This is a genomic window from Francisella uliginis, assembly GCF_001895265.1.
In the GTDB taxonomy this organism is placed as follows: domain Bacteria; phylum Pseudomonadota; class Gammaproteobacteria; order Francisellales; family Francisellaceae; genus Francisella; species Francisella uliginis.
Map to the genome: position 1 here is coordinate 978742 of NZ_CP016796.1, position 18508 is coordinate 997249.

Here is an 18508-nt window from a genome sequence, read left to right on the forward strand (position 1 = left end):
AAAAATTAGGTTTTAAAAATTCAAAGAAAAATAGGATAAAAATAATTATATGGCACAAAATAATGATAATAAAAATAATATGATAAAAAATATTATTTTTTGGGTTTTGATCATTGGTGGAATGTTGCTACTTTTCAATGGTATTAATGATACAAACTCATCATCTAATAACTTAAATTATTCATCTTTTGTATCAAAATTGAAAGATAACCAAATAAGTTCAGTTGATGTTGATGGTAGAACTATCAAAGGTAAAACTACTTCAGGTGAGAGCTTCGTGACTTACGCACCACTTCTAGATGGTGGCTTAGTTAATAAGCTTGAAGATAGTAAAGCAACAATTAAAGCTAAAGCACCAGAAAAGCCAAATTTATTTTTAGCATTTTTACTAAACTGGTTGCCTATGTTACTTATATTCGGCTTTTTCATATATATGATGGTAAAAGCTGGTGGTGGAAGTAAAGGTGGCCCTTTCTCAGTTGGTAAGAGTAAAGCAAAATTACTTGGGGAAGATGAGATAAAAGTAACTCTAGAAGATGTTGCTGGTGTTGATGAGGCAAAAGAAGAAGTTGCTGAGATCGTTGATTTCTTACGTGAGCCAAAAAAATATGAAAAAATTGGTGGTAAGATCCCTAAAGGTGTATTAATGGTTGGTCCTCCAGGAACTGGTAAGACACTGTTAGCGAGAGCTATTGCTGGTGAAGCGAAGGTACCGTTCTTCTCGATCTCAGGTTCTGATTTTGTTGAGATGTTTGTCGGTGTTGGGGCATCTCGTGTACGTGATATGTTCGATCAAGCTAAGAAAAAAGCACCTTGTTTGGTGTTTATTGATGAGATCGATGCGGTTGGAAGACATCGTGGTTCTGGTATGGGCGGTGGCAATGATGAGAGAGAACAGACTCTTAACCAGATGCTTGTAGAGATGGATGGTTTTGCTGATAATGAAGGTGTTATCGTAATTGCTGCAACAAACAGACCTGATGTTTTAGATAAAGCATTATTAAGACCTGGTAGATTTGATAGACAAGTCAATGTTAGCTTGCCAACTGTAAAAGGACGCGAGTCTATACTAAAAGTTCATATGAAAAAAGTTGCTCTTGGTGAAGATGTTAGAGCTGACTGGATAGCTAGAGGAACTCCTGGCTTCTCAGGTGCAGAGTTAGCAAACCTTGTTAATGAAGCAGCATTATTTGCTGCAAGAGCATCTAAAGAAAAAGTTACAATGGCAGATTTTGAGCAAGCTAAAGATAAAATCTTGATGGGCTCTGAAAGAAGAACTATGGCTATGACTGAAAAAGAGAAGAAACTTACAGCTTACCATGAAGCTGGTCATGCTATCATTGGCCGATTAATGCCTGAACATGATCCTGTTTACAAAGTAAGTATTATACCAAGAGGTAGAGCTCTAGGTGTGACAATGTATATGCCTGAGGGTGATACTGTAAGTCAAAGTAGGTTAGTACTTCATGGTCGCTTATGTAGTATATTTGGTGGTAGAATAGCAGAAGAGCTAATTTTTGGTTATGATTATGTAACTACGGGTGCATCTAACGATATTCAGGTAGCTACTGATATAGCACGTAATTATGTAACTCGTTGGGGTCTTTCAGATTCAATGGGTACAATCTTGTATGATGTAGAAGATGATGGACCATTTGGCGGTAGTGGAGGCAAATCTGTTAAAATATCTGATTCAACTATTAGAGAAGTTGACTCAGAAGTACGTAAACTTATAGAAGCTAGCTATGCAAAAGCTAAGAAGCTTCTAGAAGAAAATATTGATATTTTACATGCAATGGCAGATGCCCTAATGAAATATGAAACTATAGATGCAATGCAAGTTGATGATCTAATGGCAAGACGTGATGTACGTGAACCAGGAGATTATGGAGATAGCTATAAGCCAAAAGAGGAAAAAGCAAAAGTGATTGCTCCAATTGCAAATGATCAAGACGATTCAGACAATACCTCTTCTGAGGAAAATCTTTAATATATTTATTCTTAATATTAATTTAAATATAACTTGTATAAGTTTGCTTTTTCATATAAATTAAAAATAATTAACTATATAAATGTTAGAAAAATAAGAAATTTTTTCTAATTATGCTAATATAAATCAAGAGTTTTAAATATTACTATTAATAAGGAAAGAGATATGTCATTACCTACTCCTCATATAGAAACGCAAACAAAAGAAGAGTTTGCAAAAACAGTGATAATGCCTGGAGATCCATTAAGAGCTAAGTATATTGCGGAGAACTATCTTGAGAATATAACAAGAGTTAATGCCGTTAGAAATATGTTTGCTTACACAGGTACTTATAAAGGTAAAAAAGTAAGCGTGATGGGTTCTGGTATGGGTATGCCTAGTATGGGTATATATGCTTATGAACTTTTTAAATATTATGATGTTGAAAATATCATTAGAGTTGGTTCAGCAGGCTCATATAAAGCTGAGCTTGAAGTATATGATGTTGTTTTAATTGATGAGAGCTATGGTGAATCTGATTATATAAAAATTACTACAGGTGACAATGTTCGTAATGTTTCTGCTAATGAAGAACTTAATGAAAAGTTAGTAAAATCAGCAGAAAGATTAGGTGTTGAGCTTAAAGTAGCAAAAGCGCATTGTAGTGATGTATTTTATAGAAAAGATCCAACTGACTATAAGCAAATAGTTAAAAATCACAAATGTGGCTTAGTAGAAATGGAAACAGCAGCATTATTTGCTACAGCTAATGAGCTTGGCAAAAAAGCAGCTGCAGTTGTTACTATTTCTGATAGCTTTATCACGGGTGAGTCAACTACATCGCAACAAAGAGAGCAATCATTTACAAATATGATGGAAGTTGCTCTAGGAACTGTTGACGAGAAATAATTATAACTTCAATTCTTTCTTTAATTTTTGTATTGCTTCTTTTGTATCGTTGTTTACTTTTTTGATTTTACTTTTTTGAGGTTTATTATAGTCTATAACTATTTCTATTTTATTGAGTTGTGAGAAAAATGTATTTCTATTTAATCGGCAAACAAATTGATCATGTAGCTCTTTAACCTTTGATTTTAATATTTCTCTATGGCTTTGGACAATAATCTTTTGAGGAGAATAGAATACTACTTTTGTCTCATTTAAGTATGGTAAATTTATTTTTTGTAATTCTTTATTTGCAACTTCAAGAGTTGTTTTTAAATGTGATGCCTTAGCTATAAGCTCTTTACTTGCAAATGTAGAATTAGTTATTTTTTTACGAGTTTTATGTGAGTTAATTTTAGCGACTTTCTCAGGGACTATTTTTATGCTCATTATTTAATAAACTCTCTTTGCGTTATCTAACTGAGAATAAAATATTTCAACAGCTTTGTCTATAGCTGCTGATCTACCTTGTCTTGAACATGCCTTAACTTTATATTGTTTTGGAGATATTTGTCCTGAAGTTTTATCAGAGACTTGAAGCTCAATTTTATTACTAAGACAATAGTTTTGGTCTTTATAGGTAGTATTATAGTTTTTTAATTCTAGGATAATATATATATTTGCAAGGTCTTTATTGTTAATAATTGTATAGTCATTAACTCTTAGAAACTTTTCTAAGGAATCATAAAAAAAGCCACTATTTTGTTTATCTACATATATTTGTATACTTCTTTTGAGATTTATTAGTTTGTTATCTATATTGTTTAACTCTATCATTTGCTGGTCGATACTTATATCAGGAGAGAGTATCAGTAATGTTCTAAGACTACTTTTGATAGTTTTAATATTATTATTTACTTTTTGTGCTATATCAAACCTATAAAGAGAACTTTTATTTTGAGTATTGTCTAGAGACTTCGTTGCTTGTTCAAAGTTACTTTTTATTATATTCTGTAGATTATTAATAGTTTGCTTTTTATTAATTTGTATCTCAATATAATAAGTATTATATGATTTTGCTTGATTTATAATATTGTAGTTAGGGATATTAAGTTCAGCTGTTTGTGTAGTGACTTGTTGGATTAGCCTTTGTGAGATATTGTTGTCATTTATAATATTTTCAAAGCTTGTAGTTGAAGAGACTATGACTTGTAATCTTTGAGTCATATCAGCTAGAGCGTTACTTGTTGCTTGGTTTAAAGTTTCGCCTGTCCCAAAACCATATAGCAGGTTGGCAGAATTATTTTGTCCATTTGTAAACCAAGTAGGAGTTACTGGTTTAGGTTTATTTATATTGTTTGGTTTTTTTGACGTATCTATTTTTGTTTCATTATGGCTAAAATTAAGCGGGTTATAGTACTCTTTTGAAGTACTACATCCTAAAAGTGCTAAGCAAGCTAAGCTAATAAATAAAAACCTCATTATTATGAGTTTGTCTACAATTGTTATAATATTGTATCTATCTTAATTTAAATTTCTTATAAACTCTATATAATGTATGTTCAGAGTAATATATTTATATAAATTTTTATAAAAGAGTTGGTTAAATAGTAATGTTAGGTTTAGTTCAAAAAATTATTGGTAGTCGTAACGATAGATTTATAAAAAAGATTTCTAAAACGGTTGAGAAAATTAATTCACTTGAGTCTGAAATTGAGAAGCTTACAGATGAGCAGATTAAAGATAAAACAATTGAATTTAAAGAAAGATTAAATAAAGGTGAGACTCTAGAAAGCCTATTACCTGAGGCTTTTGCAACTGTTAGGGAAGCTGCAAAAAGAACTAAAAATATGCGCCACTACGATGTGCAGCTGATAGGCGGTATTGTTTTACATCAAGGTAAAGTAGCTGAGATGAGAACTGGTGAAGGTAAAACTTTGGTTGCTACATTACCAGCATATTTAAATGCTTTGACTGGTGATGGTGTTCATGTAATTACAGTCAATGATTATCTTGCAAAGCGTGATGCTGAGTTAATGAGCGAGATTTATGAGTTTTTAGGCCTTACAGTTGGCGTAATTGTTGCTGATCTTGACCCAGAGCAACGTAAAGAGTCTTATGCTTGTGATATTACTTATGGTACCAACAATGAATTTGGTTTTGACTATCTTAGAGACAATATGGCCTATGAGAAAGATCAACAAGTCCAAAGAAGTCGTAACTATGTAATTATAGATGAGGTTGATTCAATCTTAATTGATGAGGCAAGAACTCCTCTAATAATTTCTGGAGCTTCTGATGATAGTTCTGATATGTATAATCTTTTTAATAGATTAGTACCTTTCTTACAAAAGCAAGATAAAGAAGAAGTTGAAGAAGGTCAAGAACAAAAAGATTTTTATGTTGATGAAAAATCTAAAAATGCATACTTAACAGAGAAAGGCTATGCAAAGATCGAGGGTATGCTCAAAAAAGAAGGCGTACTTGAGGAAGATGATAACCTTTATAGCCCACATAATATTACAAAAATGCATTATTTAAATGCTTGTTTAAGAGCTCAGTCTTTATACCAGTTAAATGTTGACTATATAGTACGTGATCAAGAAGTTATTATTATTGATGAAAGTACTGGTAGAGCTATGCCTGGACGTAGATGGTCAGATGGTTTACACCAGGCTATAGAGGCAAAGGAAGGTGTTAAGATAAATGCTGAAAACCAAACAATGGCATCTATTACATTCCAAAACTTCTTTAAGTTATATAATAAAATAGCAGGTATGACAGGTACGGCAGATACAGAGGCTTTTGAGCTTCATTCTATTTATAATCTAGAAGTTATAATTATACCAACAAACAAACCTCTAATTAGAAAAGATCATCATGATGAGATATATGGTAGTGTTAGAGAAAAATTTGATGCTATAGTTGTAGATATCAAAGAGAGAATCTCTAGAGGCCAGCCAATATTAGTTGGTACAGCATCTATTGAAGCATCAGAAGTGCTATCAACATTATTGAAGAAGAAAAAGATCAAACATAATGTCCTAAATGCTAAACAACATGAGAAAGAAGCCGGCATTATTGCAATGGCAGGTTATCCTGCTAATGTAACAATTGCTACCAATATGGCTGGTCGTGGTACAGATATTATCCTTGGTGGTAACTGGGAAGTCGAGGTTGCTGAGCTAGAAGATCCTACAGAAGAAGATATTGCTAAAATTAAATCTGAGTGGCAACAGCGTAATGAGACTGTTAAAAATGCAGGTGGTTTATGTATCATAGGTTCAGAGAGACATGATTCGCGTAGAATCGATAACCAGCTACGAGGACGTGCTGCTCGTCAAGGTGATCCAGGTGAAAGTAAATTCTATCTATCTATGGATGATAATCTTTTAAGGATTTTTGCATCTCAAGGTATGGCTGAAAGAGTTAAAAAAGGTCTAAAAGGTGGAGAGTCTTTAGCATTTGGGTTTATGTCAAAAGTTATTTCAAAAGCTCAAGGCAAGGTAGAGAATTATCATTTTGATATTCGTAAAAATCTTTTAGAGTATGATAATGTTGTAAATACACAGCGTAAGGTTATCTATGAACAAAGACAAGCTTTTTTAGATGCTGAGGATGTTAGTGATATCTTAGCAGATATCCGTATAGATGTGGCAGAGCAATTATTCCATGATTATGTTCCTGCTGGTTCAATGCATGAATTATGGGATTTAGAAGGTTTAGAAAAAGCTCTTAAATCTGACTTTATGATAGATGTTGATTTACAAAAGCTATATGAAGAGAATGATAACCTTGGTGAAGAAGATCTAAAAAGGCTTGTAAGAGAAGCAATCACTCTAGAGTTTGATGAAAAAACTAAAGAGCTAGAAGCCGAAGCTGTTAAACAATTTGAGAAATTCTCATTATTACAAGGCTTAGATAATCACTGGCGTGAGCATTTAAGTTCGATAGATCATTTACGTAATAGTATTAACCTACGTGGCTATGCGCAAAAAGATCCTAAGAATGAATATAAGAAAGAAGCTTTTGAACTTTTCTCAAGTATGCTTGATAGCTTTAAATATGAAGTTATATCTTCTTTAGCTAAGATTAGAATTTCTACAGAAGAAGAGACTCAACGAGCTCAAGAGGAATGGAAAGAATCTATGGGTGATATCAAAGCTGAGCATGAAAGTGTTATTGATAATAACCAAAGAGAAGATGAACAAGAGCAGCAACAAGAAGAAGCTCCTAAAGTTCAGCAAGTAAAAAGAGAAGGTCCTAAGATAAAAAGAAATGATCCTTGTCCATGTGGTTCTGGTAAAAAGTATAAACAGTGTCATGGGAAAATAGACTAATTCCTTTATTAAATCGAATTAAATTCTAATCAAAACTTTAAATTTGTAATTTCTAACTTAATATTAATACTTTTTAATCAAAAATTTCATCAAAATTCAGTATATCTAAAATAGCCATCTAAGTCTTACAAATAAATTGTATTTATAGTTTTTAGTTTCTAATATAAATCTTAGGGACTCTATTTTGTATTTAAGGTTTAAGCTATGAAACTAAATAAATTATTACTAATATTTTTATTATTACCAATATATGGTTTTAGCGGAGTATTTTTTAATACACCATTAAATATGCAGGCGGGAGATTTTGCACAAAAGTATGCTGAAAAAAAATATGGTATAGGCTTTGAAGTATCTACTAGCACATATTTTCCTTATGATGATACTAGAGGAAGCTTTGCTGTTGTTTTACATCCAGAAGGTAAGGGTATGTTACCGTGTGATCTTGATGTTAATTTTAAACAACCTAATAAATTTAAGATGGGTCAACTTTTACCTAGTTTAATTCCTGATAGTTGTGGGCAATCAATAGTAAATCAGAAATTTAAAAATTATTTAGAAAAAAATATTATTAGTAAATATTATGATCCTAAAGATATATATATGGGAGCGCAATTACAATGTCTAATTAATGGTAAAGATTGTGCCTTAGGTAATACTATGGATATATTTAATAGTGATCAAAATTGGAATTTGAGTACCAAAGAATTACTTCAAAAATATTCTGATAATTTGGGGGTCAAGTTAGTTTCAGTCAGTATATTTAATCAAAAAGAGACGCCTGAAAGTATAGCTAAGGCAATAGAATTTGCATTTGAGTTAAATAAATATTTAAGTAGCTTGACAGGAACTCATAAGATTAAAATCTTAGTTATATATGTATACACAGTTAGTAAAGATACTTTTATTAATAAATATCATAAAAAAGGTATTTTAAGTGTTAAATATACTAAAGATAATCCTGAAGGCATTATATATAGAAATATTGCAAGATTTGGTGATGGAGGATATTCAATTAAATATATACCTATAACAAAATCAAATATATTTGATTTTGTCAGTATAACAAAATCAAATCGTAAAGAAATTGAGAATATAAAAAACACCAAATATTACCAACCAGTTAAAGAAATATTATCAAAATCAAAAGTTATTAAGTAATAAAAAAGGGAGAAATTAAATGATTGGATTAACTAATAAAGAAGCAGCGATATTAAGTGAATTGGCATATACAAAAGAGTTTTATTTGAATAGAAATTACGCTACAAATTTAAGAGGTCAAACCTTACATGATATTTTCTTTGATAATGGTGAGATATCACAAAGTATAGCTTCTTTAAACCCTGATATTGCGATGCATTTAACTAATAACTATGATCATTATGCAGAAGTGCTTAATAAATATCAGCTTGTTGAAACTACAAGCACAATAGTTGATGGAAGTGGTGCTCCAATTGAATATAAGCTTCTTGGAGAAAATAGCTATAGTGGTATAGTGCTTACAGAAGTTTCAAATCCAACTAATGCGGTGTTTGTAAGTAGAGGTACTGCTACAAAGATGGATGGACTTCAGGATATAGCATTAGGAGCTGGATTTACACCTGTATATATGCAGGATGCGCATAAATTTTATCATGATGTTTTAGAACAACAAAAATATCCAGAATACAGACGGACTAATTTGGGTGTTGCTAAAGATAACATAAGTACAGCAGGTCACTCATTAGGTGGTACAGCTGCAGAGGCTATAGCTTTGGCGGCTTTAGCAAATGGTGCTAATGTTAATACCGCTCAGACATTTGAAGGTTATGGGGTTGATCAACTATTATCAAGTCCAGTTAGTTTTGTTGATGATATTTTTGGTAGTTTAGCTGATACAACTATAAGTATTGCTGATGTTAGGTCTCATTTGGAAACTTTATCTAGTTTAGATATATCTCAAATATCAGATGTATCAGCAATAGGTCAAAGTATCAAAGATGCTGCTAGCTCAGCATTAACAAACTTAGACGACCTTATCAGTAGCACTCCTGATACCGTACTTGAAACTTCTACCAAACTTGTAGCTTTGAATTCAGATATTCAATCATTGTTTGATAGTGATGTTGCTAATATGAAATTAGAATATCTTGAACATAAAGATCAATTAATACCAATATCAGAGGCATTTATAAGAAATGGAGATCCAGTAGCTGACTATATGGGGAATCATGTTGATGTTGATCCTGTATATTTAGCTACAGATGGAGCAGTTTTGGAAGCTCACTCTATAAGTAATTATCTTTTTGATACATATAATCCAGATGGTAGCTTAAAACATACAGGTGATATAGGAAAATTAAATGATGCTACTGTAAATAATCATTTTAAAGAGGAATATATAGATAAAGTAAAAGAATTAACGGAGATAATTGAAGATATTAACTCTCTTAATGAATTATCAGGATTATCTACAGTAGAAGATACTATTGAACAGTTAGATGTTATTTCAGAAGGACTATCTCTTGATAGAGATTTTCAAGTAGCAGTCAGAGAATTTAAAGAAGTCTTTGGTAGATATAGTAATTATAATAGTGTTGTAGCTGAAATTAATGATGTATTTAATGATAGTTTTGATACTGGAGTATATTCGTCTTATAACCAACAGTTATTAGTAAATGAATATTTCAAGCAAGATTTAAATAGCTTAGAAAAACAAATATCAGAAGCTGATGGAAATATATCTGAAATACCTAATACGGAAACATTGGAATTACTTCAAAGTTATAAAGATAAATATGACCTAATCAAAGAATTAGATGAAGCGAAATTAGATTACTCTAATAATATATCTGATCAAATTACTGAGTTTGAGTCAGCATTAGATGCGTATTATGAAGATAAGCTTAATGAGCAAGCTAAAACTAAATTAGAATCATTTAAAGAGATATTAAAAGACCAGAGTATACAAAATACAAATGATATAGCTAGTTATGATACAACAGCTATTGAAACTACTATAGAAACTCTAGCAGATGGGTATGTCCAACCATTAGAAAATATTGCCCAAGGTTTAAGTGATAGTATTGAGCAATTAAATACTGAGATAATAGCTATTACAGAGGAATTAAGCTCACAAGAGAATTCTAATACTAATTTATCAGCAGAGCTTCTACAAAAACAAAGCCAAAAGATAGAACTAACAACTAAATTAAATAGTAATACCAAGGAATTTAATCAAGAATTTGTAAATATATCAGTTATATTAGGCTCAGAAGATTATGAAACTAAACTTTTAGATAGAATAAGAAAAGAATATTTTGATGCAGCAGAAGTTGAAAATGCTGATCATGATGTTTTAGTAGATATAGCATCAGATATAGCAGAGAGAACAAGACAAGCAGAGCAGACTAGAGTGTTTAGAGGAGATCCATTGACACTTGATTTAGACTTTGATGGTATTGAAACCATATCTGTTAATGAAGGGGTTTTATTTGATCATGAGAATAAGCAGGTTAGAGAAGGAACAGGTTGGATATCTGCAGATGATGGTCTTTTAGTACGAGATTTAGATGGAGATGGAGATATTGAGTCAGGTCGAGAACTATTTGGAGATAATACAATTAAAGCAGATGGTAGCAAGGCAGTACATGGTTTTGAGGCATTAGCAGAACTTGATAGTAATGCAGATGGGGTGTTTGATGCTAATGACGAAGCATTTGATGAAGTTCAAGTTTGGCAAGATAAAAATCAGGATGGTATTTCCCAAGCAGATGAACTGAAAAGTTTATCTCAAGCTGCGATCAAGAGTATTAATTTAAAACATGTCAGTGCTAACCGGGTTACAGATGGTGGTATAGTGTCTGATATTAGTTACTTTACAAAAGTAGATGGTACAAAGTCAGAAATAGGTAACTTATTTTTAGATAAAGAACCTGCAATTAGTGAGTTTATTGATGAAATTGAGATATCAGATGATGTTTTAACCTCGGGGTTTGATATTAAAGGAATTGGCTCAGTTAGAAACTTAGCAAAGGCGACTAACCAAAGTTCTAATTTAGCAAGTATTTTTAACCAAATAATCCAAGAGCCTATTAATAGTTTTTCATATACCGACGATTTAGTTAAGGAGTGGGCATTCTCTTCAAATTTCTCTGATACATTAAGGCTTGAAAGTTTAGAGTTGGAAGATGGTACAAGTTTTAAATTTAATATATCAGCAAGCACTAGAGAAAGGTTAGAAAAATTACAAGTAGTAGAATCATTTACTGGTAACAAGATTATTCAAACCAATATATTGGGAGATAAGTTAAATTTTGCTTATGGTAGTGAGAGTCAAACTTATGCGATATCTCAAGGACAGGAAAATATAATTACTGATAGTTACTTTACAGATAGCTGGAATAGAATTAATAATATAATTGCTATAGATGTTAATCAAATATCTGAGATATATTCAGATATTGTTGTAAATATTAAAGATTCTATTTTTAAGCAGATTGTTTATCCGGAATTGGTGAGGCAGATAGAGTTTGATTATGATAATGAAGGTAATATAACTGATATTAGTTTTGATAATCTGAATACTTTTATTAAAACCAAAATAATAGATACTCCTGAAAATGGTATATATACTTTATTTAAAACTAAAGAGTTAAGCTATAGTTTTACAAATAATGGTTGGAACTATAATGATGTACTTTCTAATTTGTCAGCAAGTGATATAGAGCTTGTAAATGAAAGAGAGGTTTTTATAGATGGAAAACAGGTAATTTTGGGTAATGATGGCAGTAATACCATTATCAACTATGGTGGAATAACTATTGGAGGTAAAGGTAATGATAATATATCAGCTGATAGTGATGATAGTATAGTTGTGTATAACTTAAATGATGGCTATGATACTTTAAGTATCGGAAAGGGTAGTCATTTAGTTTTTGGTAAGGGCATAACGCAAGATGATTTAAATCTTAAGCAAATCAATGGTGGGAAAGATTTATTTATCCAAGTTGGTGATAATCCTAGTCATGGTGTCGAAATATCAAATTTTTATTATCTAAAAAGAGCTCCAAATATAGAGTTTTTTGATGGAACCATTATTCAAGGAGATTCTGATTTTTTTAACTTACCCGTAATAGGAACAGATAACGATGATGATATACTTTTAAGCAATGTCTATGATAACTATGTTGAGGCAGGTAAAGGAAATGATAATATTGGCTTTGGAGGAAATAATGATTATACAAATGATACCTTTAAATATAACTTAGGTGATGGATTTGATACCATAAGCGTTGGTAACAATATATTAGAAGTAGGTGTAAAGAATACTGATAAAGTGGTTTTTGGAGAAGGAATAACTAAAGAAGACTTAAGTTTTAAAAGAGAGTTTAATGATTTAATAATAAATATAAATGGCGATAATAATCAGGGGCTAAAGCTAATAGGTTTTTTCTTAGAAAATACTTCTTATCAAACCCAATTAGATCGATTTGAGTTTGCAGATGGTACTGTACTTACAAAAGATGCAGAAGAATTTAATTTAGCTATACTTGGTACAGATGTTAATAACAATATATATACTTCTTTAAAAGATGACGTGATAATTGCCGGCAAAGGGAACGACTCAATCTATGATAGTGATCGAGGCGCTGGTTATTATGATAATGGCTATTATAATTATTATCAAGATAGTTCTGCTGACACGATAATTTATAATTTAGGTGATGGTTTTGATACTATCTGGTCAGAAGTTTCTCATACCGAGGCAACAGATACTCTAGCTTTTGGTGAAGGTATATCACTTGATAACTTATCATTTATTAGAAAAGGCAATGAACTCATTATAAATATAGATAATGATCCAAATCAGGGTCTAAGGGTTAGAAACTTCTTTTATAGTAGTAGAATTAAAGATATAAAGCTATTTGATGGCACTGTATTAGATAGAAATTCTGAGCAAATAAACTCTCCTATTGTTGGTACAGAGGGTAATGACACAATATATACAGGTATAAGTAATGATACGATAGATGCAGGCAAAGGTGATGATACTGTTTACTTAAAAGGTACAAATGATGAAAGCTATGGGAAATATAGGGGATATGCTAATAGTTACATGAGTAGTGATGTTTCCACAAACATTATCAAATATAATTTAGGAGATGGGTTTGACACTTTAATAGGAGGAGATAATACATTAAACACAATATTCTTTGGTCAAGGAATTATTGCTGATGATTTATCTTTTAAAAGAGATGGTAGTGATTTAATCATTCAAGTTGGAGATGATAAGACACAAGGGTTAAAGGTAAAGCAATTCTATAATGGAGATAATAATCTTGCAGGATTGGAGTTTAGCGATGGTACAGTTTTAGATGATAGTATCTTGGGTAATATTATTAATGGTACAGATGGTGATGATACTCTCTCTGCAGAATTTTTTGATGATATTATAGTTGGTGGAGAAGGAAACGATACTATTAATACTAATTATTCTAATACTAATAAAAATATTATTCGTTATGGTTTAGGAGATGGTGATGATGTTATTAATGGTTATTTTGAAAGCATAGAATTTGGTGAAGGTATAACTAAAGAGGATGTAGCATATATTAAAAAATCAGAATATGACTATGATTTAATAATTCAGATAAATAAGGATCAAGTTTCAACTCTTACATTATCTGATTATTTTATAAATAATAAATCCAGTTATGGGAATTTAAAGTTTGTTAATGGTGAAAGTCTTGATCTTAGTGATATAAGTTTTACATTTGAAGGTACTGATCAAGCTGATACTTTACATGGAGATACACGTACAAAAGATGTCTTTGTTGGAGGCAAAGGCGATGATTTTATTACTAGTAACTCTAGTAGTGGATGGAAAACTGCTTCTAATCTTAGTAGCACTAATACAGATAATTCAGAAGATATAATAAAGTATAATCTAGGTGATGGGTTTGATACCATCGCTAATATTTCTTCAAGGTTTGCTAACAAAACAGATAAAATAATTTTTGGAGATGTAATATCTCAGCAAGATCTTACTTTTAGTAGAGAAGGTCATAACTTAGTTATAAAGTTTAAAAACGATTCTTCACAAGGGCTTAACATCAAATATTTTTTTACGGATTTTAGTAAAATTAAGAGTTTTGAATTTGTTAATGGTGATACTCTAGACATAAATGATAATATTTTGAAGTTTGATAGTCTAGGGACAAGTAATGATGACAGTATAGGTTTAGGCTTTACGGGAGATACAGTTATAGCAGGTAAAGGTAATGATACTATATCTGTTAGTTCATTAACTCAAGAAGGTACCATTAAATATAATCTTGGAGATGGCTTTGATACAATAAAGTCTTCTTTATATACAATTAGCCCTGCACATACTATAGAATTTGGTGAAGGAATAAATAGAAAGAATCTTAATTTAAGAAGAGTAATCGATGATTTAGTTATAAATATTGATAATGATTTAGAACAAGGAATTAGAATTGAAAATTTTTATACTAATAATAAAAATGCTATAGGATCTATAAATTTTGCTAATGGAGAAAGTATTGAAAATACAAATGATTTTTTTAATTTGCCTATAGAGGGAACTCCAGAAAATGATTACTTAACTCTTAACTCGAATGAAAGTATTGTAATTAAATATAGCTTAGATAGTGGGTTTGATGTTATTAATAGAATTTCTAATGTATCTGGAGATATTATTGAGTTTGCAGATGGTATTAATCAGTCAGATATTACTTTTCATAAATTAAATGATAGTTTAATTATTAGAAACAAAAGTAATATTAATAAAGGAGTTGAGATAACAGACTATTATAAAGGAAAAACTTTTGATTTTAAATTCTTTGATGGAACTATCATAAATGGGTCAAGTGGAATTATACAAGCATTACAGCAAGATACTGATGTTATAGGTACTATAAATAGTGAAGTAATCTATGCAGATGTTAATACAAGGAGTATTACAGCAGGATTGGGTTTGGACGCTATAGAAACTAATAATTTAATGAATGATGTGATTATTAAATATAATGTGGGTGATGGAAATGATTATATATATTCATCAGGAGGAGAAGGTAAAGATACGTTATTATTTGGTGAGGGCATTAATCCTAGTGAGATTAAATTTTTAAGTTCTAGAGAAGATTTGAATATTTCTATTTATAAGTCTCCTAGAGGCTATATTAGAGTTAATGATTTTTATGACAATCCTGATCTTAGATTATCATCCATAGAATTTGATAATGGAGTAATTATTAATACTCATGATATATTGAATCTTGGAGTAGATGTTATTAATGAAATGTTACCTAGTTTAGATATTGTTGAGCCAGAACCAACATATATAGGGACAGATTTAGCAGAAAAGATAGTAGGCACAAATGATGCAGTAGATGTTGTATATGCTGGCGGTGGAGATGATGCAGTTTATCTAGGTTCTGGAGATGATATAGCAGATGCTGGAGATAGTGATGATATAGTTAAAGCTCTAAATGGTGGAGATAACACGATAGACGGAGGAGCTGGTAACGATAGGATAGAAACTGGGGCAGGCTCAGATAAATTATCAGGTGGCTTGGGTGATGATATTATCAAAGCAGGGGCTGGAGATGATGTTATAACTGGAGGCTTAGGTAATGATGATATCAGTGGAGAATTAGGGAATAATGTTATTAACTATAATCTTGGAGATGGACTTGATACAATTAGAGCAGCTAAGCTAGATGTTACAGATCAAACCGATAAGATAGTATTTGGAGAAAATATTTCTCAAGACGATGTTCAATATCTACAAAGAAATGAAGATTTATTTGTCCAAGTAGGAACAGATCCTGAGCAAGGATTATTAGTTAAGAAGTTCTATGCTAAAAGTGGTTATCAAACTAAAGTATCAGGATTTGAATTTGCAGATGGTAGCTTTAACTCTATAGGAGATATCCAACCAGTAACATTAGGTACAGACTTAGGAGAAAAGATAGTAGGTACAAATGATGTAATAGATGTTGTACACGCTGGAGCTGGGGATGATACAGTTTATCTAGGCTCGGGAGATGATATAGCAGATGCTGGAGAAGGTAATGATATAGTTAAAGCTCTAAATGGTGGTAATAACACTATCGAAGGTGGATCTGGTGATGATAGGATAGAAACTGGGTCAGGCTCAGATAAATTATCAGGTGGTTTGGGTGAAGATATTATCAAAGCAGGGGGTGGAGATGATGTTATAACTGGTGGTTTAGGTAATGATGATATCAGTGGAGAGTTAGGAAATAATGTTATCAACTATAATCTAGGTGATGGCTTAGATACAATCAGAGCTGCTAAGTTAGATGTTACAGATCAGACAGATAAGATAGTATTTGGTGAAAATATTTCTCAAGATGATGTTCAGTATTTACAAAGAAATGAAGACTTATTTGTCCAAGTAGGAGCAGATCCTGAACAAGGATTACTTGTTAAGAAGTTTTATGAGAAGAGTGGTTATGAAACTAAAGTATCAGGATTTGAGTTTGCAGATGGTAGTTTTAAGGCTATAGGAGATATCCAACCAATAACATTAGGAACAGACTTAGGAGAAAAGATAGTAGGTACAAATAATGTTGTAGATGTTGTACATGCTGGAGCTGGGGATGATACAGTTTATCTAGGCTCAGGAGATGATATAGCAGATGCTGGTGATGGTAATGATATTGTTAAAGCCCTAAATGGTGGAGATAATACTATAGATGGAGGATCTGGTAATGATAGGATAGAAACTGGAGCAGGTGCGGATAGATTATCAGGAGGTTTAGGTAATGATATTATCAAAGCAGGGGCTGGAGCTGATGTTATCACAGGAGGTCAAGGAGATGATATTTTAGCTGGTGGAGCTGGATCAGATACTTATAATTATTCAGCTGGAGATGGTAATGATACTATCAATCTAGTAGGAGATGGCTCTACAGATATACTAAAGTTAAATGATATTTCAAAAGATGATATACTCTTCTCGAGATCAGATAATGATCTTCAGATTAATTTTCATGATCAATTATCCTCATTAATTGTGGATGATTATTTTGAATCACAATATAACAATGATTCACTTATTATAGATACTAATGATGAGTTTCAGATGTTATTAGCTGCTAATGCTAATAAGATGGCAGAGATATTAGCAGCAAATACATCAAATGATGAAGATATTGATGGAGGTAGTGTAAATGGTAGCAATCAATTTGCTACACAAGTAGACAGCTCACAGCTCGCTGATTTATGGGTACCTAATAATAAACAAAGTGCTTAGAGATAATTTTTGATACAATACTCATTTATATTATTTATATATATAAATTCTCTGTACACGATGATTTTCATATTTTGAGTTCCTTATTTGTTTTATTGAGTACTCTTAAGCAAAGAGAAAAGTCTTTTACAGAGAAAGCTATCTTTTGAATTGCATTAATAATCATATCCAAACCATACCTAAAATAAGAGTTCTGCAACCTTCCATGCTTTTTTCTAGGAATAGGTTTTATTTTAGCATCTTTATACTCTCCAACCTTATGAGCCCATACAAAGGCTATAGATATCAAAGCTATTAACTTTGATATTTTATTAGTATCAGTCAAATGAGTATCTTCTAGATTAAATCCTCTGCCCTTAAAAGCTTGAAATAAATTTTCAATCTCCCACCTCATACCATAAATAGGTATCAGTCTCTTTATACTATTGGAATTACTAGCTACAATAAGTAGTTCACCAGTATGCGATCTAGTGCCAGATAGATAAACACTTTGGTTACAAATACTTCTTTGATCTCTAAGATCCTTATGCTCATGAACAGTTAAGTCATCAAATAGTGTTGAGACCTTAGCGCTGAAACCTCTAGTGTTAGTTGTCATAAGGTTGTTTTTGATTCTAACAACATAATCAATACTTTGAGATTCTAACCAACTTAACCAGTCTTGACCTATAAACTCTCTATCTCCTAATATACAACCAATACGTTGTTTACCAAATTTAGCAATAAACTTTTTGACTAAATCTATTCTAAATCCAGAATCAGAATTACCTCTATGATCTAATAAATCATAATATAATGGTATTGCTATACCTTCATACACAGCTGATAGAACTAGAATATTTATATCTGTTTTTCCAAACTGCCAGTTTGTCCTATCAAGAATTAGATATAATTTATCTTTAGTTGATAAAAGATGTTGTATACTGAATTGGGCTATATCATTAATATCAAACTCTACTTCCTTGAAGAAGTTTTGGATTGTATCTTATAAACAGTGATTAATCTTGTATTCTATCATCCTTGATAAAATAT

8 protein-coding genes are annotated in these 18508 nt (G+C 31.4%); 5 read left to right on the top strand and 3 right to left on the bottom strand.

Annotation, left to right across the window (positions count from 1 at the left end; all coding sequences use genetic code 11):
- Positions 1-49: 49 nt before the first annotated feature.
- Both ftsH and deoD read left to right on the top strand, forming a co-directional pair.
- Positions 50-1990, top strand: coding sequence for an ATP-dependent zinc metalloprotease FtsH (gene ftsH, locus F7310_RS04690; protein ID WP_072712154.1), 1941 nt, complete (start codon positions 50-52; stop codon positions 1988-1990).
- A gap of 165 nt (positions 1991-2155) precedes the next feature.
- Positions 2156-2878 carry a purine-nucleoside phosphorylase gene (deoD, locus tag F7310_RS04695; RefSeq protein ID WP_072712155.1) on the top strand — a complete coding sequence of 241 codons (723 nt, stop codon included), beginning with the start codon at positions 2156-2158 and terminating at the stop codon, positions 2876-2878.
- Here the strand turns inward: deoD and F7310_RS04700 are convergent, their stop codons facing one another.
- Positions 2879-3304, bottom strand: coding sequence for a hypothetical protein (locus tag F7310_RS04700; protein WP_072712157.1), 426 nt, complete (start codon positions 3302-3304; stop codon positions 2879-2881).
- Positions 3305-3307: 3 nt separating this feature from the next.
- The gene (locus tag F7310_RS04705) at positions 3308-4336 is read right to left on the bottom strand and encodes an LPP20 family lipoprotein (protein ID WP_072712159.1); all 1029 of its coding nucleotides are present in this window, start codon (positions 4334-4336) and stop codon (positions 3308-3310) included.
- A gap of 131 nt (positions 4337-4467) precedes the next feature.
- Here F7310_RS04705 and secA point away from each other — a divergent pair, with 131 nt between their 5' ends.
- From secA to F7310_RS04720, 3 genes are all read left to right on the top strand, one after another.
- The gene (gene secA / locus F7310_RS04710; protein ID WP_072712161.1) at positions 4468-7194 is read left to right on the top strand and encodes a preprotein translocase subunit SecA; all 2727 of its coding nucleotides are present in this window, start codon (positions 4468-4470) and stop codon (positions 7192-7194) included.
- 204 nt (positions 7195-7398) lie between these two features.
- On the top strand, positions 7399-8352 hold the full coding sequence (locus tag F7310_RS04715) for a hypothetical protein (protein WP_072712162.1): 954 nt from the start codon (positions 7399-7401) through the stop codon (positions 8350-8352).
- A 19-nt stretch (positions 8353-8371) separates the two neighbouring features.
- Positions 8372-17476 (top strand): calcium-binding protein, encoded by a 9105-nt coding sequence (locus F7310_RS04720; RefSeq protein WP_072712163.1) that lies wholly within the window; start codon positions 8372-8374, stop codon positions 17474-17476.
- 67 nt (positions 17477-17543) lie between these two features.
- Here F7310_RS04720 and F7310_RS04725 read toward each other — a convergent pair whose 3' ends face one another.
- A complete protein-coding gene (locus F7310_RS04725) occupies positions 17544-18455 on the bottom strand; it encodes an IS4 family transposase (RefSeq protein WP_084645155.1) in 912 nt (303 codons plus the stop codon).
- Between the last annotated feature and the right edge of the window lie 53 nt (positions 18456-18508).

What these genes read in the sequence shown, in the direction of transcription:
- ftsH (WP_072712154.1), top strand. Translation starts at nt 50, where the DNA reads ATGGCACAAAATAATGATAATAAAAATAATATGATAAAAAATATTATT.
- deoD (WP_072712155.1), top strand. Translation starts at nt 2,156, where the DNA reads ATGTCATTACCTACTCCTCATATAGAAACGCAAACAAAAGAAGAGTTT.
- F7310_RS04700 (WP_072712157.1), bottom strand. Translation starts at nt 3,304, where the DNA reads ATGAGCATAAAAATAGTCCCTGAGAAAGTCGCTAAAATTAACTCACAT.
- F7310_RS04705 (WP_072712159.1), bottom strand. Translation starts at nt 4,336, where the DNA reads ATGAGGTTTTTATTTATTAGCTTAGCTTGCTTAGCACTTTTAGGATGT.
- secA (WP_072712161.1), top strand. Translation starts at nt 4,468, where the DNA reads ATGTTAGGTTTAGTTCAAAAAATTATTGGTAGTCGTAACGATAGATTT.
- F7310_RS04715 (WP_072712162.1), top strand. Translation starts at nt 7,399, where the DNA reads ATGAAACTAAATAAATTATTACTAATATTTTTATTATTACCAATATAT.
- F7310_RS04720 (WP_072712163.1), top strand. Translation starts at nt 8,372, where the DNA reads ATGATTGGATTAACTAATAAAGAAGCAGCGATATTAAGTGAATTGGCA.